The following is a 20,771-nucleotide window of genomic DNA, read 5'->3' as shown; positions in this document are numbered from 1 at the left end:
AACGCGCGTTATGAGGAAAGCTTTTCTTAGCTATGCCAGATTCGTCATTTGGATTATGTTATTTCCCCTTTTTGTAGGGGGAACCACGAAAACTCAGCAGTCAGTAGCCAAATGGACAACATTTGAACAAAGTTTCCATAGTAATAAGCAGTATGGCAACCCCTTATATGAGGTCGGTGTATTCGAGATTACCTTTACCTCGCCAAGTGGGCGTGAAAAAACGGTAGATGGATTTTGGAATGGCGCATCAGATTGGTTGGTAAGATTTATGCCGGATGAAACAGGGCGCTGGAAGTGGACATCCCGTTGCTCAGATAGCACCAACATGGGTTTACATAAGCAGGAAGGGCAATTCAATTGCGTTGCAAACGATCAATCCAATGAGCTCCTGCGACACGGCCGGGTTTTACACAACAAAGGAACTTACTATTTATCACATGCAGACGGAAAACCGTTCTTTTGGGGCGGATGTACCGCATGGAACGGTCCGCTTAAATCAACCGAGGCCGAGTGGAAAGACTACCTGGCACACCGCGCATTAAACGGTTATAACTTGATTCAATTCGTCGCCACTCAATGGAGGGGCTGCGATAAAAACAGCTTAGGGCAGGTGGCCTTTGAAGGTAGCGGCTACATTGCGATCAAACCGGAGTTTTTTAAGCATCTCGATCAAAAAATCGACGAGATAAACGCCCACGGTTTAGTAGCTGCACCGGTATTATTGTGGGCATTAGCAACAGTTCAAGGAAGAGAGCTCAGCCCAGGCTATTATCTACCTGATGAGGAAGCCATCCTCTTAGCCAAGTACCTAGTTGCCCGATATGGAGGACATCATGTTGTTTGGATTTTGGGAGGTGATGGCAATTACGTCGACGAAAATGAAGGACGATGGAAACGCATTGGCCGTGCCGTATTTGCGGGTAAACACGAAGCGCCAGTTGCACTTCATCCCGGCGGTCGTTCTTGGATCGGCGACGCTTACAATGGCGAAGACTGGTTGGACATCATTGGTTATCAATCCGGACATGATAACAGTTTAGGTTCAGTTAACTTTATCAATCGTGGCCCCATAACCAACCGATGGGCGCAATTGGCACCCCGCCCGATCATTAATATGGAACCGCTTTATGAAGAAAGTCAGCGCAATATCCAGCCGCTCGATATTCGAAATGCAAGTTATTGGAGCCTCTTCAACGCCCCTACAGCGGGTATTAGTTACGGAACCACGGGACTTTGGTCATGGCTTCGCGTTGGCGAAAAAGTATTAAACCATGGTTTTGCCGGTGCAGAAGCGAGCCGATGGAGGGCGGCAATGTCATTGCCTGGCAGCATTCAGGTTGGCTACCTGATCCGATTGATGCAGGGACTGCCCTGGTGGGAACTGCGGCCGGCAGCTGAGTTATTGGCAAAAGAGTCAGTATCGGCAGACCTCTCGGATTACGTATCTGTAACACAAACCCGCAATCGAGAAACAATAGTGGTTTATTTACCTCGAGTCAGAAAAGTTGTTTTAAATAACGTGAACGGAAATTCCTATCGCGCAACCTGGTTTTCTCCTGCAACAAATAGATGGGTAAAAGGCAGTCTCGTCCACAAGGAAACACTACTGGAGCTTAACCCGCCACCGTCCGACCAAGACATGGTGATTGTTTTAGAAAACAAAAAATCAATCTTATGAACTCTACCTAATTAAGACTATATTAGAGCACGTTGCATACGTTTCTTTGCGTCATCGCAGCTTCAACCATCGATCTCAAACAGCTATCCTATGGCCGGTATTGCACAGCTAAGTACACTTATCCGTTCGCTTTCCAAATCAGAGAAACGCTATTTTAAATGGTCTTATACCCGCGGGAATAACGACAAAGTATATCATTACTTGTATCGTGTTATCGAAAAGGGTGTTAGGGATCCAGCCTATATAAAAAATAGGTTAGAAAAGAATTTCCCAGACGCAAAGCTAGAACCTGCGTGTAAGCATCTGTATAAAATGTTGATGCGTAGTTTACGCAGTTTCGAAGCTGATAAATCCACCGAAAACAGACTTTCCAATCTATTAGGGGACATCAAGATACTCTTCGATAAAGGATTATATGAATTATGCTTTTCCGAATTGGATAAAGCAAAAAAGCTGGCTTTGAAGCACGAGAAATTCGCTTTCTATATTTTATTGGCCAAACAAGAACTTTTATATCTCACGAATCTGGAGTTTCCCGGCATTGATGAAAACGCACTGATACAAAAGCAAGAAAAGATTGTCGACCTATTATACCATGAGCTGTACATTAGCCGACACGCATCGCTGTACGAATTACTAATGTTCAGGTATCAAAAAAACGGCAACGTCAGAAGCGAATTGGAAACCACAAAATTGAATGATCTCCTGTTGGAAGAGTTTCAAGTGAACGCCATGAACAAGTATACTTCGTTTGAATCCGAAAAATTACATCTTCACTTTCAGTCTATTTACTTCTTAATGACGGGCAGCCCAAAGCAGAGTTTACAAATATTCGAAGAACTAAATGTTCTCTTTCAAAAAAACAAACAGCTTTGGGGCGACTCGCCCGTCCATTACATTTATATGTTACATGGTGTTCTTACCAATCTCTATCTGACAACTAGGAACAAAGAAATGCCTTACTTCTTGCACGAATTGGAAAAAGTTGTGACCGACAGCGAAAGTGTTTTACTTTTGCGAGATCACATGGTATATTTCCACCGTTTAGGCTTTTTACAAGCAACAGAAAATTTTTCTGAAGCGAATGAACTAGCCAAGCAGTATGAAAATCGATTTTTATCAAAGAACCTAGTTGTTGCACCGAATGCATCAGCGGAGATGTCTTTCCGTCTGTCAGTTCTATATTTTTGCCTTGGCAAGTTTCAGCAATCCCTCCAGCTCGTCAATTCCGTATTGAATAGCGCAGGTCTATTCATTTCCCTGCAACTTTACATTCTTGGAAGATTGTTGCACCTGTTAATCCATCTGGAGTTGGAAAATGATGATTACCTATATTATGAAATTAAGTCTGTAGAGCGAAAATTAAAAAAAGGTAAAAAACTATTTACGCTTGAGAAAATCACACTGCGCATGTTAAAAAAATGGCTGACGCTTGAAAATAAAGAAGAACTGCTATACGACTACCGGAACGCATTATTAGACTTGGAAAAAAACGACTATGAGAATCAGCTGCTCCGCCAGTTCCCCTTTCAACACTGGATAGCCAGCAGACTGCAAAAAAAACTGATTTGTGAGTTAGTGTATTAAGCTCCTATGAATTAGCTTTTAGTTTTCGACTTTCGTTAGTGCTCCCGCTTCTGAAACTGCTACTAATAGGGGCATAAGCTCAAAACTATGGCATTAGGCAACACCAGCCCCATCATCACATTGGCTCATTGGCAAGGTAGAAGCACAATTATTATTCGTCGAAACTAGTTATTAAAAGGATAAAACAAGGAAAACTTGCGATGAGAGTTTTCGGAATGCTAAAGCAACGGTAGGCATCTCCTACATTGTTCGGAACAACCCTAGGAGACGCCCCTTACTATCACTTACCCTCCTTCGCCACCGTTGAGATGGCTGAGGCTACAATACCCGCCGTAGCCAAATAACCGGCTATGGTAACTACTGTTGCCGGTAAAGTAATGGGAGCCGTTAATAAAGCCGCTCCTACTGCACCCAAGGTTAAACCGATAGTTCTTATCTTTTTAAAGAACTTTGGCGTGGGGGATTTAATTCTTTCTGTTATTTCGTTCATTTTCGTTATTGGTTATTCGTTGTTAGTTATTGGTTATTCGTTGTTGGTTATTTGTTGTTGGTTATTGGCTTTTGGCTTACAGCCTATGGCCTACGGCCATTCTCCAAAAACTCCATCCGCTGTCGAAGTAAATTATAATTCGCTTTTAAATCCGCTTTCAAGAGCTGTATGCTTGCTTTCATTAAAGCTACATCCTGCTCCATTTTCCGGAAGTTTCCATGTAATTGCTTTAAGAAATAGGCTATGATTGATAATAAAATACTGATGATCGTTCCTAATAAGGTTATTAATTCTAATGATTTCATTGTTATTTAGCTTTTAGGGGTTAGAAATTAGGTATAAGCTATCGGCTTCCGGATGTCAGCTATCAGCGATCAATAAGATGTAAGCTTTAAGCTTTATGTAGCCAAAACATTATCATATTGGCTAATGATCACATTGGCTAATGATCAAACTACTCCCCGCGGCAGCACATTCAGCTAATAAAGGATACACCCTTTTATATGCGTCCGCGGAATGCAGTACCCGATAGTCTCCGTCAATAAGCTGATAATAACTTCCGGTTAAGGGGCAACCACGGGTGTCGGTGTGGTAATTGCCGATATGGAAGAACACCAAACTGAAATTGGGAATACCTCTGATTTCTACCATTCCCTTATGCATGGAACTGTATCGGCTCTGATATTTCGCATTCATACCAGCAAGCTTATTCAAGCCGAGTTGATAGGTTCCGGCCGGAATGGCCGTTTCTCCTAGGATTTTTTCATCCCGTATTTTATCTTCCAAGATATAGCACTGGAAGAGATTGTCAATGTATAACTGGCCGAGGGTCGTATGGATGCCTTCGGCGATTCTTATTAGTTTAATCATCGTTTTTGTTTTTAATTCATTTACTTTTTCTTTTCTCCCAAAAGAAAAAGCTAACAAAAAGAAAAGTCGCGACTGCAAACTTTTCTACAACGTTTCTGCAGTTACTTGGCTTGTGACAACCGAAAATTTTGGAGGTCGCCTTTTAGCTTATGATAGTTATCTCTTCGACAACGTACTATTCACGGCTGTAAGGTGAGTACTCATGCCATTGAAATTCAAAATTCATCATTCATAATTCCTGCCTACCGGTAGGCAGGCATCACCTGCCTCTAGCTTTCGGCCATCAGCAGTCGGCTATCGGCAGGTAAGCTTCATTATCAAATTGGCTCATCAGCTAATTGACTAACGCCCTACTTAACCACTCAACTACTCGACGACTCAACTACTGAACGACTCAACTACTGAACGACTCAACTACTGAACGACTCAACTACTGAACGACTCAACGTCTCCACTATACCAAAAACGCTCCCATATACCTGCTGTCGGAAAAAAACTTATTGTCGCGGCGGCTCACGCAGACATATACCTGCAAGGTACTTCCGGGGGGTTCTGCCTCTAGGTTAATACTTATAGACTCTGTATCCCGAAAAGCCTCTTCCATCGCCATACTTCTTGCGGCTACATGATACGCCATCAGATAGACGCGATCGTCGGCAAAGGAGTTAAGAGAAGGCCACCAGCGCCAGCTCAATACCAACCGCTTTTCCTCGACGCTAAGCTCTGCATCCAAAATATTCGGCACCTTTCCCTGACTGATTATCACCTCCTCGGGCCTGATATATAGGTCCGGGTAACTTCCGCCTATGGCGTTGCGCATGGCATGGCCGACAGCCATATTCATCGCGGCCGTTCTTGACTTTACCCGATACGAAGCCGCAAAGCCTAGGTAAACCATTTCCTTCAAAGGTTGAAGGTAAGCCCCCACCAAAGCCATTTTTGCCCGGATGGTGAGTTGCTTTTGGGAAGGCGGCTTAAGTGATTTTTTCGGTTTACTACGGATGTAAAAACCGAAAGGTCCCAGGCAGCCCACCATATTGCCGAATGTGCCCGAAAAAGTTGTCATATTGATAAATCTTGCCATTTGTTTTTCGTTTAAAAAGCTTGCGCCATCAGGCGCAAGCCGGGTTCAACCATTACTTACTCGAGTGTGTGCGCACCCACGTAGATCGTTTCCGAAATGAGCAGTCCGTCGCGACTGGTGGTAAAAAGCCACACATCCGCCGTATGCCCTGCGGTATCCGCATCGAGCGGAATCTCCACCTGTCCGTCCGAGCGTCGCACAATGTCGTCGGAGGTATAAAACAGGTTCAGCTCCCGATCGTACAGCAATGGATACATTTCATCGTCGGCATGCCCGTTGAATCTATTGGTAGCGGGATTCCACGAGACGGTTGCTATGCCGGGGGTTATATTCACCACTGGATTGCGAGGCTGCAAGAGTGAGCCGTTGCTAAGCCTGACCTTGCTATAATCAATGGTAAAGTCGGGATATTCCCCCGCCACGGCGGGCAGGTTGCGCGCCATCACCAGATTGAATAGTGTTGCCCTGGAGGTATCCAGGTTGGCGAAGCCGATTTGCATCAGGCCGCGCAGCGGCAGCAGAAAACGCCCCATGAGGCCGAAACGCTGCTGTTGGGCCAATTGGCTCTCGGTATAGGGCTTTGTCCGCTTCTTGCTGAGCCCGCGCATGTAATGGATACTCCGCCAGCTACTGCCGATCACGCTACCCACTTTTCCAGAAAAGGTGCCGATTGCACCGTTGACAAATTTTGCCATGTTCTTTTCTCCTTTTTTAGTTAAAAATTAAACCACAGCGTCTTTGCAATACCGGTATTATTACGCTGACGGAGACAAACATAAAAAGCTCTTTATCAACATCCTATAGCACCGGAACGCTTGTCCTGCAAGTGTCCTGCAGAACCGATCTTTTGTCCGGTAAGTGTCCTGTAACTGTCCTGTAGCCCTTTCGGAGATGGCCTCTATGTTTGGTGCCAATTTGAGCGGAACTGAATGGGCACTCGTTGGGGCGGTTCCCCAAGGAGCTCGCATCAAGCGCCCATTCAGGACCCACTGATATAGCAGGCACCACCGAAGCCAGTAGGAAGCCATATAGAAGCCGATAGGGAGCCGGCTATTCACCCCGGTAATACCTCCGGCAGCGGTCGATGTCGCTTTTACGGAACTGGCGTTTTCGGTTTACGTAACTATGAATCGGTAGCATCCCTTGACCGGTGAGACGCGATATGGTTTTCTCGGACACACCTATCCGCTCGGCCGCATACCTTGCGTCGTGCAGCGTGTCTTCTTCTTTTTCCTTCAGCTGCTCACTGGGATCAGAGGAGGTAGCGCTTAGCGTCTTGAGCGCATGGAGTAACTCCTTTAACTGCTCCTTTTGGAAATCTATAAAATTACTGGTAAGAAAATTTTCAATATTGGTAAACTTGTCCTGAATAGTTTGTAATTGAGTTAAAAGTTTGTCAAAATTGTTCATTGCTTGTCTATAAGTGGAGTAAAGAAGTAGTACTCTCCCTTGGGATGCGCTCGCTGTCACATTACATTGAATACGACTCCTGTAAATAGATTTTTAGGTTTCGGGTGAAAGACAAGAATGCCTAAAGATAATTATTTATCCAATTATAGGCAGTTTAAGACAAGTATAGAAGATATCATCTTTAATCGAAACATCCAGTTTCGCTTTATCTTCGTAATAATCGATCAGCCTGCTCTTCAAATTTTGCAAGCCAATATGCAAATGTTCCGCGTCGTTACTTTTCTTTATTTTATTTTCAGTAGTAAATTGGAGCGTGTTATCGATTCGACGTATTGTTATTACTGCGGGTTGTCGTTTGTTATCTAAAATACTATGCCCTATCATGTTTTCCAACAATACAATCAGACTTATGGGCATACACTTTTTGTCGAGAAGTGTATGGTCGATATCACAAAATACTTGTACGTCACCGTTTCGTAGCCTAGACGCTAACAATAGCAAGCGCATAAAGCGCAGCTCATCCTGCAGCGTTACCCATGTTAATTTTTCCATTTGCATCCCATGGTATCTTAGCATGTAACGGATCAGCTCAATAATTTTAACCGCTTTTTTAGGTTTGGTGGGTATCAAATCTTTTGCTAAAGATAGCAAGTGGTACCATAGATGGTGAAAAGCCTGTCTATTTTCAGTCTGTATCTGTGAAGCTGTTAATTCCTGCTCCAGATCATCGCGCACCCGTTTTGTCACCCAGAGCTTTGACAATAAATGAAAAGCCTGCCAACAGAAGTAATAGCCTAAATTCAAGCCTGTATATAAAACCCATGGCCCTAATACGGCTTTCTTGTGATACAATTCACTGAAATCAAAAAATGCAAGGGCCATCCGCACTTCCATTCTTCCGGCCAGTACGCTGATAATTACCGCTATCAGAAAAAGCAATAAGCTTTCACCTCCAATAAAAAGTGGCACTTTCCACCACCACCCTTTTATATTGGAGAAGATATGCGGAAAGAGGTATCTTATATTCAAATGAAAGGCAGCATAAATCAAACCGTAATAGATCAACTGGTTCAACAATATGTTTGCATCCGGCGCGAACAAGTCTGCCTCAAGGAGCCATTGTTGGTAACTGATCAGCGCAACCACTAGTACAAGTGTAAACCAGAATGATTCGATCTGGTTCTTTAACCGACTAATAACCTCGAAGGTATTTTTCCGTTCAATATTTCGTTCCATCCTTAAAGTTCGGTTTAGAGAAGATACGTCTTGAACGATGAAAATCGGCCAAAGCCTCCAGGTAGGTATCGCCGATTTTGATCGGCAAATCAACACCATATACACGAATCTGCTTCGCTTCCAGATTAATGCTCCGGATGTGTCGTCGATTCACCAAAGCGCTCCGACTCGAGCGCAAAAACAGGTTCATGTGAGCAATTTGCAGCTCCATAGACTTCAATGATGTGGAAACAATCCACTTTGTCTTTTTAGCTTTCGGTGTATATACGTGACAATAATTACCATCGGATAAAATACACGGAACTTGGGCCATATCTAACGCTTTATGCTCATTCTCGTCGGCTTTAAAATAAACCACGAAGTCTTCCTGAGCATCCAAGTGCGATAGCGAAATTTTTTTGAGTAGCCGTAAGGTATACTCTTCTCGCAGCGGCTTCAGCAAGTATCCGTCCACCCCATGGTTATAAGCCGACATGGCATATCTATCATAATGCGTAACCAATACAAAATAATGAAAGTGCCCATTAAGTATATCCTGTGCTTTTAAACCATTAAAATCAGGCATCTCCTGATCGCAAAAAAGTATATCCACCTTCAGATTTTCTTTTATGAGAAAATCTAATGCACTCCTCACCGAAGTGAAGGTTTCGAGAAGTTTGATTTGATTAAAAGATCGAAAGTGCTGAGCAATTAAAGCTAAGTCTTTCTTATCATCATCAATAGCAATTGCTGAAAAAGACATTGTTCTAAGTTTAAGTGTTAGTTTTCATTTAGGTCCTTAAATATACCAATATGAAAAAAAATTAAAAGGAAAAAAGGCTCGGTTTGTAAGAAAAAACCGCCAGTTGGTCATTTTTTAACACACTTTTTACTTTTCAAGGCAGATATTGAGCTTATCTAACAACAAATCAATTATACTATTATGAAAATAATCGTTAAAAAGCTGCCGATTTTAATCTGTTTCTTAATCACCTATTTTGCCTTGAAGGCGAAAGAACAGCAAGCGGATCATGCCGTTGAGATGCTGCAGGTGCCTACACCTGAACGGGCTCAATTAACAAATGATCAGGACATCCAAAGTGACAAAGACAAAGAATGGTCAACGATCCGCTATTATTTTTTTGTACGCAGCACACCTGTCCCGACAATGTCAGAGCGGCAACTAAACATACTAGCTAATTACGGGGAGTAAGTAAAATGAAGAGCCTGAGACATAGTATCTACCTATTGCTTGCATCTATACATTTTGCTTTAATTATACTATACAACCTTCATAGTATACTTTCCGAGCATGGGCAATACCCGTTGGAGCGCTTCGTTCGGATAGTGAACGGAATACCGCTCATCCGTCAGTACTTAATCTGGAGCGGTACCGAAACGGTCTATGGTTTTTTTGCGCCAAGCGTAGGCAGCCAACATATCCTATTGCTATATACAAATGATAAAAATGAGGTAGTTAGTTATCCGATATTCAGCAGTAAAAAGGGTCGATTCCGCTATGTAAGCTTTCTCGCGCAGCTAGATGATCGACTTCGCGATACGGACACGCTGTTGCAAAGCTACGGTAAAGCGCTTTTGAAAGGGCTCGTAAAGCAATACGAGAAACGGCCTGACGCAAAGCAGATTAAATTGCTTGAATTATACGTAGCAATTCAGGCCACCCTTGCCGAACCGCTCGCCCGACTTCGCTACAAAAGGATCTATCACTTATCGTTATAATCTACCTTACTATGAGTTGGCAAGCATCAGGCTACCATTCAAAATTGGCGCAGCGCATATTGGCCATCGGCTCAGGCACACTGCTATTCATCTCCATGTTAAGCATATGGAATGATCTTCCGTTGCTATACGGAGCCGATGCACTTTTCCCAAGTGAACTACTCTATTTCCGAAATGATTTTGAATTAGGAGTCGGCCTGCAGCTATGGAGTACATCAGCCTATGCGGTAAAAGCGCTGGGTCTTCTGTATCTGGTACTATGCGTACTGTTCTGTTGTAACATTGGTGGCCGTTATACATCTCTTGTTCTTCTGCTCTTACATTTAAGTTTCTTTAGAGGGACTGTATTTTTTACTTATGGTTTTGATCAACTAGCTACCATTGCCTTGTTCTATTATATGATGTTACCATTAAATGGAACCTTGTGGATGTTTCGCATGCATCTATGTCTCATTTACTATTTCGCCGGATTAGACAAAATGCTTGGTCCTACTTGGTGGAATGGAGAAGCCTTATATAAGGCGCTGACTCTTCCCTATGGGCATCAGGCACTATTACCTCTTTTTCAGTATTTGGCGCAATGGCCTTTACTGTACAAGATTAGCGGCATCGGCATTTGGGCTTCCGAGCTTATCTATCCCCTATTCTCCTACATTAAGGATGGACGCTATGCGTTATGGTATGCGATTACGCTTCACCTGTTAATCGCCTGGCTCATGCAACTTCATTTATTTTCAGGTCTCATGCTTGTACTGAACCTCGCAGCCTGGCCTCCAAAAATATTATATCGTATGCTCCACATTCATAGCGATTTATTGAACAAAGCAATTGCGCAATTATGGAACAAAATAAAGAGAAAGGAGGCCATCGACAAAAACTATAACTAAAAGACAAGAATATCCTCCCTGTTTGGATGCGCTAGCAGGGAGGTTTATTATTTATCCAATGACAAAGCAGTAAAGTTACATTACACATGCAAAGATTATTCGATTTTTGGGAGCGTTATATGCATATCCCGGATGATGCCCGCCTGTTTTTGGAAAACCATGGGCTGATCAGGCAATATAGAAAAAGTACCATTTTCAGCTCACCGGACGAACCAAAATACTACTGGTGTTTTACCTTGGAAGGCTTGGTGGCCGGATTACATTATGCAGAAGATGGCAAAAAAGGCAGCTTCCGATGGCTTTCCATACCGAACAGCTATTTCACGGGAACCGAGCACACCTTTACGCGGAGAGCCGGCAACGTTTATACCACTTTCCTAAAAGATAGCACTGTTTTTCAATTGCGTGCCGATGCCGCCTCCACCGCACAACAACGTTATACCGCTGTATCGGAATTATTTCATATTCTCAAACAGCACCAATTAACCCGTTTGCGTAACCATGTTTTGTTGTTACAAACAAGCGATTATTATGAGCGTTACCGTATGTTGGTGGAAGAAATGCCGGAGATCATTCACCACTGTGATGTGGGCATTCAACAAAAGTATGCCAACCTTTCGCATGGAACTTTCTATCGAATGAAGAAACGCTATCTAAATCAGCGGTAGTCATTATTTTCTACCAAACTTGGAAGCATTTTTCTTCCGAGCACCTAATAACTTAGCCTTGTACAAAAACCAAATATTATGAAATCATTTTCCAATCAACACCCTCGCAGATTTGCAGTATTTCCGGGCAGGCCGGTGTGATCTCTTATTCCCAGTAGATTTTCTCAAGATGAGAGAAAGTAAAAGAAGTCATAATAAAAATCAAAAAAAACAAGGAGGATAATATGTATACTCAATTAAAAAAAGGTTTAAGCTTTGCTTTTGCACTGGCGATGGCAATCATGGTATCGGGCAACGCCTATGCTACCGAAAAAACAGATAAAGAAAGTAAAAAAGAGAAGGCTCGCGTAACAACCACTTATTATTTTCACAGTAATAATCTGAGTGAAGCGGCCAATCCGGCCCAGTGGAGTACCACTCCCAGCGGCTTTAATTGCGCGGGATCTCCAGAGTTACCATGCCAGATTACGCTCGTTGATGAAGATATCGAAACTTATCTGGAAGATAAAGATCCGTCCGACGTCATGGCCGATCCAAATGTAGCCAAGCGTCCACAACAATAATAGCCGGCAGTCCTGTGTTAAAAGCCTGTACCGATTTTTGGTTACAGGCTTTTTCATTAACGGGGATTTTGTGGCATCCCGGTCCGATCGATAACGTCCTCCGGTATAGGCAGTGCATATCTCAGGTCGTTTGGAGGCAATTCGTAAATTTTTCCTTCCACCTTTCTTCTTATACCGATATTTCTATCGTCTTTATTCAAGCGTTTGATATCCGCCCAGCGCAGCCCTCTCATGAGCAGTTCTTTCCTTCGTTCGGTGAGCACGATATCCAGTGCTTCGGATGCGGACGAAGCGGTCTTGAATTTGTATAGCGACGTACCGTCTTCTACTTTCCATCTGGTTTTCAACAAAACGTTCAGATAAGATAGCCCTCCGTTTACATCGCCTTGGCGTATAAGGCATTCCGCCAGTTGTAAGTACAGTTCATTAACGGATAATCCGGAAAACAGTGCCAGGCCTCCGAAATAACTTCCGCGGAAACCAACTGTACCATCCCCGTTATCCCTGAAGAATATTTTTCTCCGCAGATCATCGGCAGCATAAGAGCTGTATAGATTTGAGTCTATTTTGGCACGATTGATATTCAACGCCTGCGGGGCTGCCATATAACTTGCAAATATCACCTCCTTATTAAATTCTTTGATAGGAAACAAAGCATCTCCCTGCAGTTCGTTATAGTCCATCAAGTCATTTTTCAACCGCAAACTAAGCTCACTGTAGTGCAAACAATTGGTGTAATCTCTCATGTAGAGATAGGCTCTTGCAAGCATACCATAAGCGGCGGCCCGGGATGGCCGCACCGGGTGTACGGACGAATCTTTCAATAACAGGGCAGCCTCACTCAGATCCTTAATGATCTGTTGATAAGTATCCGCTAAACCGGCTCTAGTTGAAGGAATGTTAAAGTCGGCATTCAGCCGCAGGGGAATCCCCGGCTCATTGTTTGCATCTTCCATATCATAAGCCTGTGCCCAGACTGTGGCGATGTCGAGAAACGTTTTCCCACGCATAAAAAGAGCCTGCCCCTTAAGGTCATCCCACTCGTTTGTGTTATTATGATTTCTATCGATATTTTCGATGTTCTCCAACACCACGTTCGACCAATAAACGATACGGTAAGCGAAGAGCCATGCATTTGCGGAAGAGGAAAAAAGATAGTCTTTTTCCCAAACGTACATTCTCCGTAATCCTTCATCGGCCAATGATCGCCAGTCGTTGGACGTGAGATAATAGTCGTCTGCACTCACCTCCCCTTCTCCGATCGTAAGTATCATATTATTATAATCGTCTAACAGTCCCTGCAAGTCGTTCAATGTATGCGGAATTACCAATCGTTTATCGGGTACCTTGTCCAGATATTTTTTGCAGGAAAAAAAATTTGAAACGCAAGCTATCAACAGCAATACAGATATTTTTTTCATCTTATTATTTACTTTTTAATGGTTGATGAGAGCTCGAGTAAATAATAATTGCCCTGTGTGTCCATTATTATTTACATCTCGGTTTCATCTTGATAAATTGTTCTTTAAAGGTGAAGAAGCCATCAGATTTATTTTTCATTTTTTGAATGTTTTTCAGTAGCGTTCAAGAGAGCGCTATGCTTAGTTCATCCGCTGTGTGGTTTACTTAAATCATGATGGTTTCTTAGATCAACAGTTATAGATTCATTCTTAAACCGAGGGAGATGCTTTTGGCCGGAGGAACAGCATTTGCCGAGCGGTACTCGGGATCTATATTCTCCTTATTGGCGCGCCATAATATCCCGAGGTTATTTGCATTCATATAGAACTCCAGGCTTTTTATACCCATTCTGGTTACCAACTTACGGTCAAGACGATAAGACATCGACACATACTGTAGACGGATATGGTCGCCACGCTCCACAGTAACATCGGAATTCGCATAAAGATTGTCCCTGTTTGCCATTGCCGGATATAACATGGCAGGAACATCTGTAAACTGCTCGTCCCCGGGTTGCTGCCAGCGATGCGCGTATTCGGGATGCCCTCCGCTCCCCGAAGAAAACAGATTGTAATAATGAATGGCATTACGTCTGTAATAATACCCCAACTTGAACAGCACGCGGACGGTAACCGAAAAGTTCTTCCAACCAAATGTATTCCCCAACGAGCCGAAAGCTGTGGGCAAGGCAGGACCACTGTATACCAGATCATGCACCGTAGTGGAATCTCCAACTATAGCACCATAATTCTTGCTATCCCTACCGTTGATCACGCCTATAGGTTCGCCGGTTGCTCCGTCGAGCCCGCGCCATTGATAAGAGTACACACCATACAGGGGTTTTCCGACAAAACCTGACAGGTTCGGCGTAACACCCGTGATATAATCCCTGCCCCTCAGGGAGTTTTTATAATAGTCTACATACTTATCCCTGTAAAAGGTAAAGTTGAGCTCACTTGTCCAGTTGATCGGTCCGTTTAAATTAAACGAATTGAGTCTCAGGTCGACCCCTCTTCCTTTAAAGGAAGCCACGTTCCGAACCACCGTTCCCGAAATACCCGTAGTATAATCCATCGGATCTGGGCCGAACAGATCGGTTGCATACTTCCGGTAAAAATCGATGCTGCCGTTCAGCCTGTTGCCCTTCAATCCAAAATCAGCCGCCAGATTCGTCATGCCAACCTTCTCCCAACGGAGATCAGGATTGGCATGCTGTGATATGGTAGCCATCGGCCCGAGCGTATAGGGAGAAGAAGCCAGGGGACCGACACGGTAGGAAATAGTTGTCACCGCACTTCGGCCAAGGTCTACATTACCGCTGAAGCCATGCGTGAAACGCATTTTCAGATAAGGTATCAGCTCCGAACGATAAAACCGTTCTTCACTTAGGTTCCACGCCACACCGGCCGACCATAGAAGGTTCCATTTATCGTTGGTATTCACACCGAAAAGATTGGACGCGTCCCTCCTGCCGCTCAGACTTAACGTATACTTACCCGCTAAGGTATATGCGGCATTTGCGAAGGCTGACAGGAACCGGTTATTGGCATGTGTAAAATAAGTATTGTTCGGTATAAATTCGTTGATGCCATTGGTAATATTACGATAAGGACCGGTAAAATCCACATTTGCAAAAGTTAGAATATCGGGATTATAACCGTAGATCCTGACATGGTCACCAGTTGCCGTTCTTTCCTTGGCCTCTCCACCCAGCACCGCGTGCAGGCGATGCCTGCCCCACAGCTTATCCATATTAAGCTGCGCCCGAAGATTGTGTGCGGCCATTTTATTTCGGCCCGCATCCAGAATCGCCCCCAATGGCACGTGGTGATCGATATTTCCCGATATTGGGTCAATATGGGTAAATTTATTGATCATATCCCGGGTGAAATAGCTATCCCTACCGTATAGCATATCCTCTGTTCCCGTCTGCTGCTCATATTGATACCGCAGAACCAGACCCAGCCAGGGCAGCACTTTATAATCCGCATCGAAATTCAGGAGTATATCCGTTAATCTGCTATCCAGATCGGTATGCCGATAATCGTCCAATAGATAATAATTCCAGTCCAATAACCTTCCACCGCCCACTGTGTCGAGATATTGCTGTCTGTAAAACCGTGTTACGGACAGGGCTTCCCCCGCACTATTGGCCAGGGCAGTATAGGGAGGCAATACATAGTTACCCATTCTAACGGTACCATATACCGGTTTGCCATTCGTACTGCCCATTTGTGTAAAATAAATCCCCGTGTTGATCTGTAAGGCCTTAACCGGCCGGTACGTATTTCGGAAGCTTGTGTTGAACCGGTTATATCCGGCAGATAGATCGGAAATATTCCGATCGTAACCCATCGAAAAGTACCAGGAGCTCTTATCTGTCCCACTGCTCAGATTAATCGCGTACTGCTGATTAATGGCTGGTCGGTATATATAATCGGTATAATCGCGCCTCAGATCCTGTTTGCCCAATTGTTCCAGCAATGCCTTTTTTTCGATGTCGCCCATTTCTCCTGCCCGGTGTTTAAAAAGAATTTCGTAAACGGGCGAGAAAGCCACATGCCGCACAGAGGCTGTATCTGCAAACCTATAACCTTTATCGAAAAGAAACTGTTCCACCTCTATGTACTGTGAGGGAGTCAGTTGTTTCGGATAAAACAGGTCGGGCTTGTCCATGAACGTCACGTTCGCATTGACTTCAATAGCAAGCGGTTGATTAAGTCCCCCTCTTTTCGTAGTGATTACCACCACGCCATTTCCTGCCCTCGTGCCCCATATCGATGAAGCGGCAGCGTCTTTTAATAGTGTAATGCTTTCCACATCATTGGGGTTGATGTTATTGATATCGCCGTCATAGGGAAAATTGTCAACAACCACTAAAAGCTCTTTGGGACCCGTGAGTGAGCTCTGCCCTCTAACGGTCATTCCTCCGTTTACGGTAGACCGGTCTACGCTGAGCCCGTTGGCCACTGATTCCAGCCTCTCCAGAATACCCGTAGCGACCTGCTCGTTCAATTTATCTTTATCAATAAAATCAAAGGCCCCCGTAGCCCGTTCTTTAGGTAGTACCTGATAGCCCGTTGAAACTTCGACCTCTTCCAAACGAAAGGCGTTGCTTTCCAGCTGAACGATTAACGGTTCGTTCAGGGGGATTTTGCACCTTACTTCCCTGCTCTCGTATCCCAGATGCGATACTGACAGGACGGGTTCCTCCTCATTGATACGCAGCGAAAAAACACCAGCTGAATCCGTCCGTACACCCACGGTCGTGTTTTTTATTTTCACACTGGTCCCGGCAATAGGCCGTCCATTTTTATCGGTTACTTTACCCTGCAAGAGATACTGTGCAGCACTTAAATGCGGGATCAGGTATATGCCGATAATGCATAAAAATTTTGTCATTTTTAAAAAGGTTTAGATCGGTTGTTTATAACAGCTTATTTTTATTGATGACCAGCTTTTTCAGATACCGCTCTTCTTTTGTTAGTTCCAGTCCGTAGCCGATAAGCTTACTTCTGAGCTCACCGAGGTCTTCCGGATCAAACGCAAGGTTGATATCGATTTTGTAATCAACACCTGACTCATTGATTATCGGTGGCAGATTTTTGCTATTGTTGAGCCATTTGACTAGCAGGACAAAAGGTGCATTCCGCAGTCTGATGCTATTGTTCTCCCCATCATAAGCTTTAAGGAGGTCACCGCCTTTTGTTTTTAATCTGCCGGTACTGCTTTTTTTAGATCGCAGCACCAGACATTCCGTTTTTACCGCTTCTACGCTCGCATGATAAGGCGTTGCATTGTTAAGCTCTTCCAATATCGATGGGTACAATTTTTCTACGTTTGACTTTCGAAGTTGGAAATCGATACTGTATTTTTCTGCTGCTGTTTCGTTCAATAAAAGGGAATCATCACCGGCTATGTTAAAGAGAAAAGACTTATCGTTGAAATCATCGATTAGGTGTCTGCCAAGCACCATATAAATTCGCAACAGCGAATTGTTAAAAAATGCCTGTCCGTATTGCTTCCCGTCTGCTATTCTGCTTCTGGCGCCGACCGGCAAGCCCTCTACCTTTCCTTTCACCACAATGGCATATTTTTCGAGCGATAGTTTTTCGGGAAAATCCGGCAACAAAAAAAGGGGCCGATCGATATCCATGTCTTTTTTCGGATCGATATTCAGCTCATTACCAATAATCGCTTCTTTTACATTATGCTCCGTTACTTCTCCGGAGGTAGATAACGCCATCACTTCACCTTGCCGGCCTATCCAAATGATATGCGGCAACATCTTATGCGGAAAAAATTGGTTAAAAACTATCGGTTGGTCAACAATGGAAAGAAGCTTCAATTCTTTCAGGTACTTATTGCTCTTAATAAAGCGCCTCACCAACTGTTGTGATTCATAAGTAATCGGAAGTATTTTCACGTTACTGTTGAACCGTCGGTTCAGGCTGTCCAACTTCGGCATGGCTGCTATACAGCTACCGCACCAGGTCGCCCAAAAGTCCAGAATAATAAGCTTGCCTCTGTAATCATTGAGTGTTACGGTAGTGCTTCCCTCCTGCCCTGCTTTTACCATTTGCAGAGGCATATGCCATAAAGCTTCTGGAATGGTATCTCCTATTTGCAGGGGCTTGATAGAATCCGTGGATAAAGCAACGCCGTGGGCAGCCTCCGGAGAGGAGGACTGCCGGGCGTGTGCCAAACAAACACAGAACAAGATCTTTAGGGTTATAAGGTATACGGTGTAAGGTTTAAGGACGCAGAGGCCACTATCTCTTGTGATCGCGACCTTGCGGATCGCCGTCATTTCGACCGTTTGGAGAAATCTCCAAACAAACGCCATCAAGTGTCCGACTCGACTACTATAACTATTATTACTACTTAACTTGAATTGGGCAAAGAGCTCCCTGATGTAGCTTGTAAAAAGCTTCATTTCTGTAATGATTTAGATTGTTCATGTAAAATAATTTGGTTTGAAAATCCTTTACAGTGGGGCGCCTTCACCGAAAGAAGATGAAGCCATAAAATGGCCAACCACCTCGCCTATTCGGGAGCGCTAAAGATGTTTCTTAAACAGAATTTTTTGTTAGGTTTAGCTATCATAACTCGTTCTATTAACGAGCCTCTGCGGTATATAGAACCAGACTATAGCTGGGCCCTATCAACCATACTGCAGGCTTCCGACGGCCGAACGGAACGGATTTACGATAAGGCCCGTGACGCTATAGCTATGCAAAAGTAAGCAAAAGTCGCCACAGGCATTAACTTACCGTCTCGTCCGTTCGCAAAATGTCGGAATTTGCAGTCGAGACTTTTTATTAGTGCCTTTTTAAGAATATAAGAACATGCTTTATGCAAGCCCTTGTTATTCATAACACAAATATAAATAATAAATATCAAAAAAAGAATTTATTTACCTCTTTTGTTGTTAATAACGCCCCGAGATTAGCCTAATGGCTAATTTGAACAAAGAATTAATAAGAAAAAATATTTTTAAACTGCTAGACTACTCAGGATTGACAGATCTTGCATTTGCTAACGTTCTTGATCTCTCAGAAAAACAGTTAAGATTAATTAAGAACGAATCGGCGGAATTCAGCATCGACGATATAAACAAAGCATGTGACTTTTTCCGAAAATCCATATCAAGTATAAATAATAAGGAGATAGAAGTCGATCGGAAGTTTCGAGATAAACTTATTACCCAACATAAAAATAATCCAGAATACAGCATTATTTTAGAAAAACGGCCTTCCATTACTTATGCGATAAATTTCGAACTATTTCACAACGAAAAGTTTGCAACAGAAGGTATTGGTATTGGAAGTATCAAAGCGCTTTTTGAAGATCGAGGCTGGAAATTTTCAAGTGGCTATATCTCAACAGCAATGGATCGAAATTCCGACAGGATAAAGCGAATACCGAATCCTGAAAGAGCAGGTTGGTATCTATATAAGCTGAGATGAATCAAGAAAGGAGCTCTAGACATCTATATCCATATGTAGAATAAGATGATGGCTAATCGAGATATACTACAATCCAGACCTATAAGCGAGCAGAAATTTTCGCATATGCTGGCTTAAAAAATGAAACGAACAACATTAACCGGTCACTAAAGGTTCTCGAAACAATGAATTTGGTTGAAATGACAATCAAAGATAAACCCAGGAGCAGTCTACAGATGTATCAATTGACCGACAAAGGAAAGGAATTGTTAAGGAAAGTCGGGGTCGAGATTTGAGCTATGTATAATTTTTAAACGAAATAAAATATAGAGAGAGAATATTTTGGCATTGTGAGCGCCATCTGTATTAATAAATAAGCATTTACAAGAAGCATAACGCACGAGAAACGTTTTAGATCTAAAAAAAACCGGTAATAGATTAATTTTCTAGCTTGCGTGCATTCTCCGTTAATTCCATTGAAATTAATCCATCCATTCTTTTTGTTTTATCGTTAAATAACTGACATTGAAAACCTAGTGATTCATAAAACGGAATAAGCCATTCAAAACGATCTGAATCCTGGGGCGAGAGATCTCCATATATTTTTTTTATGTCAGCTTCCCTAGCTTCTGCTAATGCAAACTCTATTAAAGCCCTACCATAACCACGGTTACGCTCCTTTGAAACAAAATCTACTATTTTGAGATCATTTCCAAATTTTTGAAAATCTATCTTACTATCGTAAAATGAATTATCGCTATTTTCTCCTAAAAGATAAATGGTATCAAACATCTCCTCCTTTCTGTAAATCACCGAAACAATCTCACCCTTTTTTGTTAATAGTAATTCACGTTTTTCACTTTTATTGTTTTCGATAATATACTTTATGCGGAGCAGGCGGTTATTTAAGAGTTTATTCTCATTCGAAAGTTCAGCTATCTCTTCTCTCAATTCGGTTCTCATTTTATAAGATTCATGCAGTTTGTTTTTCTCATCATTGAGTTCTTCTTTTAAAATAAATCTGGCAACTCGCTTTAAAAAAAACTCATTCATGATGTGTAACGGCAATAATATAATATTTATAAAATTCATAATAATGAAGGATTATGTTGATCGATAACAGCAGCCGTATTTACGGTGTGTGATCCTGAATTGGTAGTGTAACTTAAT

At 43.0% G+C, this 20,771-nt stretch carries 22 protein-coding genes; 10 read left to right on the top strand and 12 right to left on the bottom strand.

Annotated features, from left to right (window positions below):
* Window positions 1–10: 10 nt before the first annotated feature.
* Together ACH11B_RS11160 and ACH11B_RS11155 are read left to right on the top strand one after the other, a co-directional pair.
* Window positions 11–1,678, top strand: coding sequence for a DUF4038 domain-containing protein (locus ACH11B_RS11160; protein ID WP_377612787.1), 1,668 nt, complete (start codon window positions 11–13; stop codon window positions 1,676–1,678).
* Between the two features lie 90 nt (window positions 1,679–1,768).
* Complete coding sequence (locus ACH11B_RS11155; RefSeq protein WP_377612789.1) at window positions 1,769–3,265, top strand: hypothetical protein; 1,497 nt, start codon at window positions 1,769–1,771, stop codon at window positions 3,263–3,265.
* Between the two features lie 280 nt (window positions 3,266–3,545).
* Here ACH11B_RS11155 and ACH11B_RS11150 read toward each other — a convergent pair whose 3' ends face one another.
* From ACH11B_RS11150 to ACH11B_RS11115, 8 genes are all read right to left on the bottom strand, one after another.
* Window positions 3,546–3,755, bottom strand: coding sequence for a hypothetical protein (locus tag ACH11B_RS11150; protein WP_377612791.1), 210 nt, complete (start codon window positions 3,753–3,755; stop codon window positions 3,546–3,548).
* Window positions 3,756–3,838: 83 nt separating this feature from the next.
* On the bottom strand, window positions 3,839–4,060 hold the full coding sequence (locus tag ACH11B_RS11145) for a hypothetical protein (RefSeq protein WP_377612793.1): 222 nt from the start codon (window positions 4,058–4,060) through the stop codon (window positions 3,839–3,841).
* Window positions 4,061–4,181: 121 nt separating this feature from the next.
* Complete coding sequence (locus ACH11B_RS11140; protein WP_377612795.1) at window positions 4,182–4,625, bottom strand: DUF5675 family protein; 444 nt, start codon at window positions 4,623–4,625, stop codon at window positions 4,182–4,184.
* 454 nt (window positions 4,626–5,079) lie between these two features.
* Window positions 5,080–5,709 (bottom strand): DUF6266 family protein, encoded by a 630-nt coding sequence (locus ACH11B_RS11135; RefSeq protein WP_377612797.1) that lies wholly within the window; start codon window positions 5,707–5,709, stop codon window positions 5,080–5,082.
* A 56-nt stretch (window positions 5,710–5,765) separates the two neighbouring features.
* Window positions 5,766–6,404, bottom strand: coding sequence for a DUF6266 family protein (locus ACH11B_RS11130; protein WP_377612799.1), 639 nt, complete (start codon window positions 6,402–6,404; stop codon window positions 5,766–5,768).
* A 355-nt stretch (window positions 6,405–6,759) separates the two neighbouring features.
* Window positions 6,760–7,119: a hypothetical protein gene (locus ACH11B_RS11125; protein ID WP_377612801.1), complete on the bottom strand. Its 360-nt coding sequence runs from the start codon at window positions 7,117–7,119 to the stop codon at window positions 6,760–6,762.
* Between the two features lie 135 nt (window positions 7,120–7,254).
* Window positions 7,255–8,355, bottom strand: coding sequence for a hypothetical protein (locus tag ACH11B_RS11120; protein WP_377612802.1), 1,101 nt, complete (start codon window positions 8,353–8,355; stop codon window positions 7,255–7,257).
* Window positions 8,339–9,097, bottom strand: coding sequence for a LytR/AlgR family response regulator transcription factor (locus ACH11B_RS11115; protein WP_377612805.1), 759 nt, complete (start codon window positions 9,095–9,097; stop codon window positions 8,339–8,341). The genes ACH11B_RS11120 and ACH11B_RS11115 overlap by 17 nt, the downstream gene beginning before the upstream one ends.
* A 180-nt stretch (window positions 9,098–9,277) precedes the next feature.
* On the opposite strand from ACH11B_RS11115, the gene ACH11B_RS11110 reads away from it, so the two are divergent.
* The 5 genes from ACH11B_RS11110 (at window position 9,278) to ACH11B_RS11090 (ending at window position 12,192) form a co-directional block, all read left to right on the top strand.
* Window positions 9,278–9,547 (top strand): hypothetical protein, encoded by a 270-nt coding sequence (locus ACH11B_RS11110; RefSeq protein ID WP_377612807.1) that lies wholly within the window; start codon window positions 9,278–9,280, stop codon window positions 9,545–9,547.
* Window positions 9,548–9,552: 5 nt separating this feature from the next.
* Window positions 9,553–10,074, top strand: coding sequence for a hypothetical protein (locus tag ACH11B_RS11105; RefSeq protein ID WP_377612809.1), 522 nt, complete (start codon window positions 9,553–9,555; stop codon window positions 10,072–10,074).
* A gap of 11 nt (window positions 10,075–10,085) precedes the next feature.
* Window positions 10,086–10,961 (top strand): hypothetical protein, encoded by an 876-nt coding sequence (locus ACH11B_RS11100; RefSeq protein WP_377612811.1) that lies wholly within the window; start codon window positions 10,086–10,088, stop codon window positions 10,959–10,961.
* A gap of 86 nt (window positions 10,962–11,047) precedes the next feature.
* On the top strand, window positions 11,048–11,629 hold the full coding sequence (locus ACH11B_RS11095; RefSeq protein WP_377612813.1) for a hypothetical protein: 582 nt from the start codon (window positions 11,048–11,050) through the stop codon (window positions 11,627–11,629).
* A gap of 224 nt (window positions 11,630–11,853) precedes the next feature.
* Entirely contained in the window at window positions 11,854–12,192 is a 339-nt protein-coding gene (locus tag ACH11B_RS11090; protein WP_377612815.1) for a hypothetical protein, read from the top strand.
* 56 nt (window positions 12,193–12,248) lie between these two features.
* On the opposite strand, the gene ACH11B_RS11085 is transcribed toward ACH11B_RS11090, so the two are convergent.
* The 3 genes from ACH11B_RS11085 to ACH11B_RS11075 all read right to left on the bottom strand — a co-directional run bounded on the left by ACH11B_RS11085 (window position 12,249) and on the right by ACH11B_RS11075 (window position 18,589).
* Window positions 12,249–13,613 carry a RagB/SusD family nutrient uptake outer membrane protein gene (locus ACH11B_RS11085; RefSeq protein ID WP_377612817.1) on the bottom strand — a complete coding sequence of 455 codons (1,365 nt, stop codon included), beginning with the start codon at window positions 13,611–13,613 and terminating at the stop codon, window positions 12,249–12,251.
* Between the two features lie 235 nt (window positions 13,614–13,848).
* Complete coding sequence (locus ACH11B_RS11080; protein WP_377612819.1) at window positions 13,849–17,055, bottom strand: SusC/RagA family TonB-linked outer membrane protein; 3,207 nt, start codon at window positions 17,053–17,055, stop codon at window positions 13,849–13,851.
* A 25-nt stretch (window positions 17,056–17,080) separates the two neighbouring features.
* Window positions 17,081–18,589 carry a TlpA family protein disulfide reductase gene (locus tag ACH11B_RS11075; RefSeq protein WP_377612821.1) on the bottom strand — a complete coding sequence of 503 codons (1,509 nt, stop codon included), beginning with the start codon at window positions 18,587–18,589 and terminating at the stop codon, window positions 17,081–17,083.
* 93 nt (window positions 18,590–18,682) lie between these two features.
* Between ACH11B_RS11075 and ACH11B_RS11070 the strand changes: the two genes are divergently transcribed.
* From ACH11B_RS11070 to ACH11B_RS11060, 3 genes are all read left to right on the top strand, one after another.
* Window positions 18,683–18,898: a hypothetical protein gene (locus tag ACH11B_RS11070; protein WP_377612823.1), complete on the top strand. Its 216-nt coding sequence runs from the start codon at window positions 18,683–18,685 to the stop codon at window positions 18,896–18,898.
* 211 nt (window positions 18,899–19,109) lie between these two features.
* Window positions 19,110–19,622 carry a hypothetical protein gene (locus tag ACH11B_RS11065; protein WP_404274026.1) on the top strand — a complete coding sequence of 171 codons (513 nt, stop codon included), beginning with the start codon at window positions 19,110–19,112 and terminating at the stop codon, window positions 19,620–19,622.
* Window positions 19,623–19,693: 71 nt separating this feature from the next.
* Window positions 19,694–19,897 (top strand): Fic family protein, encoded by a 204-nt coding sequence (locus ACH11B_RS11060; protein ID WP_377612844.1) that lies wholly within the window; start codon window positions 19,694–19,696, stop codon window positions 19,895–19,897.
* 142 nt (window positions 19,898–20,039) lie between these two features.
* On the opposite strand, the gene ACH11B_RS11055 is transcribed toward ACH11B_RS11060, so the two are convergent.
* Entirely contained in the window at window positions 20,040–20,693 is a 654-nt protein-coding gene (locus ACH11B_RS11055; RefSeq protein WP_377612827.1) for a hypothetical protein, read from the bottom strand.
* Between the last annotated feature and the right edge of the window lie 78 nt (window positions 20,694–20,771).

The organism is Olivibacter sp. EAT-5 (assembly GCF_044784325.1).
In the GTDB taxonomy this organism is placed as follows: Bacteria; Bacteroidota; Bacteroidia; order Sphingobacteriales; family Sphingobacteriaceae; genus Olivibacter; species Olivibacter oleidegradans.
The sequence above is the reverse complement of the archived record's forward strand: the minus strand, read 5'-3'. Positions and strand labels throughout refer to the sequence as shown.

What these genes read in the sequence shown, in the direction of transcription:
- ACH11B_RS11160 (WP_377612787.1), top strand. Translation starts at nt 11, where the DNA reads ATGAGGAAAGCTTTTCTTAGCTATGCCAGATTCGTCATTTGGATTATG.
- ACH11B_RS11155 (WP_377612789.1), top strand. Translation starts at nt 1,769, where the DNA reads ATGGCCGGTATTGCACAGCTAAGTACACTTATCCGTTCGCTTTCCAAA.
- ACH11B_RS11150 (WP_377612791.1), bottom strand. Translation starts at nt 3,755, where the DNA reads ATGAACGAAATAACAGAAAGAATTAAATCCCCCACGCCAAAGTTCTTT.
- ACH11B_RS11145 (WP_377612793.1), bottom strand. Translation starts at nt 4,060, where the DNA reads ATGAAATCATTAGAATTAATAACCTTATTAGGAACGATCATCAGTATT.
- ACH11B_RS11140 (WP_377612795.1), bottom strand. Translation starts at nt 4,625, where the DNA reads ATGATTAAACTAATAAGAATCGCCGAAGGCATCCATACGACCCTCGGC.
- ACH11B_RS11135 (WP_377612797.1), bottom strand. Translation starts at nt 5,709, where the DNA reads ATGGCAAGATTTATCAATATGACAACTTTTTCGGGCACATTCGGCAAT.
- ACH11B_RS11130 (WP_377612799.1), bottom strand. Translation starts at nt 6,404, where the DNA reads ATGGCAAAATTTGTCAACGGTGCAATCGGCACCTTTTCTGGAAAAGTG.
- ACH11B_RS11125 (WP_377612801.1), bottom strand. Translation starts at nt 7,119, where the DNA reads ATGAACAATTTTGACAAACTTTTAACTCAATTACAAACTATTCAGGAC.
- ACH11B_RS11120 (WP_377612802.1), bottom strand. Translation starts at nt 8,355, where the DNA reads ATGGAACGAAATATTGAACGGAAAAATACCTTCGAGGTTATTAGTCGG.
- ACH11B_RS11115 (WP_377612805.1), bottom strand. Translation starts at nt 9,097, where the DNA reads ATGTCTTTTTCAGCAATTGCTATTGATGATGATAAGAAAGACTTAGCT.
- ACH11B_RS11110 (WP_377612807.1), top strand. Translation starts at nt 9,278, where the DNA reads ATGAAAATAATCGTTAAAAAGCTGCCGATTTTAATCTGTTTCTTAATC.
- ACH11B_RS11105 (WP_377612809.1), top strand. Translation starts at nt 9,553, where the DNA reads ATGAAGAGCCTGAGACATAGTATCTACCTATTGCTTGCATCTATACAT.
- ACH11B_RS11100 (WP_377612811.1), top strand. Translation starts at nt 10,086, where the DNA reads ATGAGTTGGCAAGCATCAGGCTACCATTCAAAATTGGCGCAGCGCATA.
- ACH11B_RS11095 (WP_377612813.1), top strand. Translation starts at nt 11,048, where the DNA reads ATGCAAAGATTATTCGATTTTTGGGAGCGTTATATGCATATCCCGGAT.
- ACH11B_RS11090 (WP_377612815.1), top strand. Translation starts at nt 11,854, where the DNA reads ATGTATACTCAATTAAAAAAAGGTTTAAGCTTTGCTTTTGCACTGGCG.
- ACH11B_RS11085 (WP_377612817.1), bottom strand. Translation starts at nt 13,613, where the DNA reads ATGAAAAAAATATCTGTATTGCTGTTGATAGCTTGCGTTTCAAATTTT.
- ACH11B_RS11080 (WP_377612819.1), bottom strand. Translation starts at nt 17,055, where the DNA reads ATGACAAAATTTTTATGCATTATCGGCATATACCTGATCCCGCATTTA.
- ACH11B_RS11075 (WP_377612821.1), bottom strand. Translation starts at nt 18,589, where the DNA reads ATGAAGCTTTTTACAAGCTACATCAGGGAGCTCTTTGCCCAATTCAAG.
- ACH11B_RS11070 (WP_377612823.1), top strand. Translation starts at nt 18,683, where the DNA reads ATGGCCAACCACCTCGCCTATTCGGGAGCGCTAAAGATGTTTCTTAAA.
- ACH11B_RS11065 (WP_404274026.1), top strand. Translation starts at nt 19,110, where the DNA reads ATGGCTAATTTGAACAAAGAATTAATAAGAAAAAATATTTTTAAACTG.
- ACH11B_RS11055 (WP_377612827.1), bottom strand. Translation starts at nt 20,693, where the DNA reads ATGAATTTTATAAATATTATATTATTGCCGTTACACATCATGAATGAG.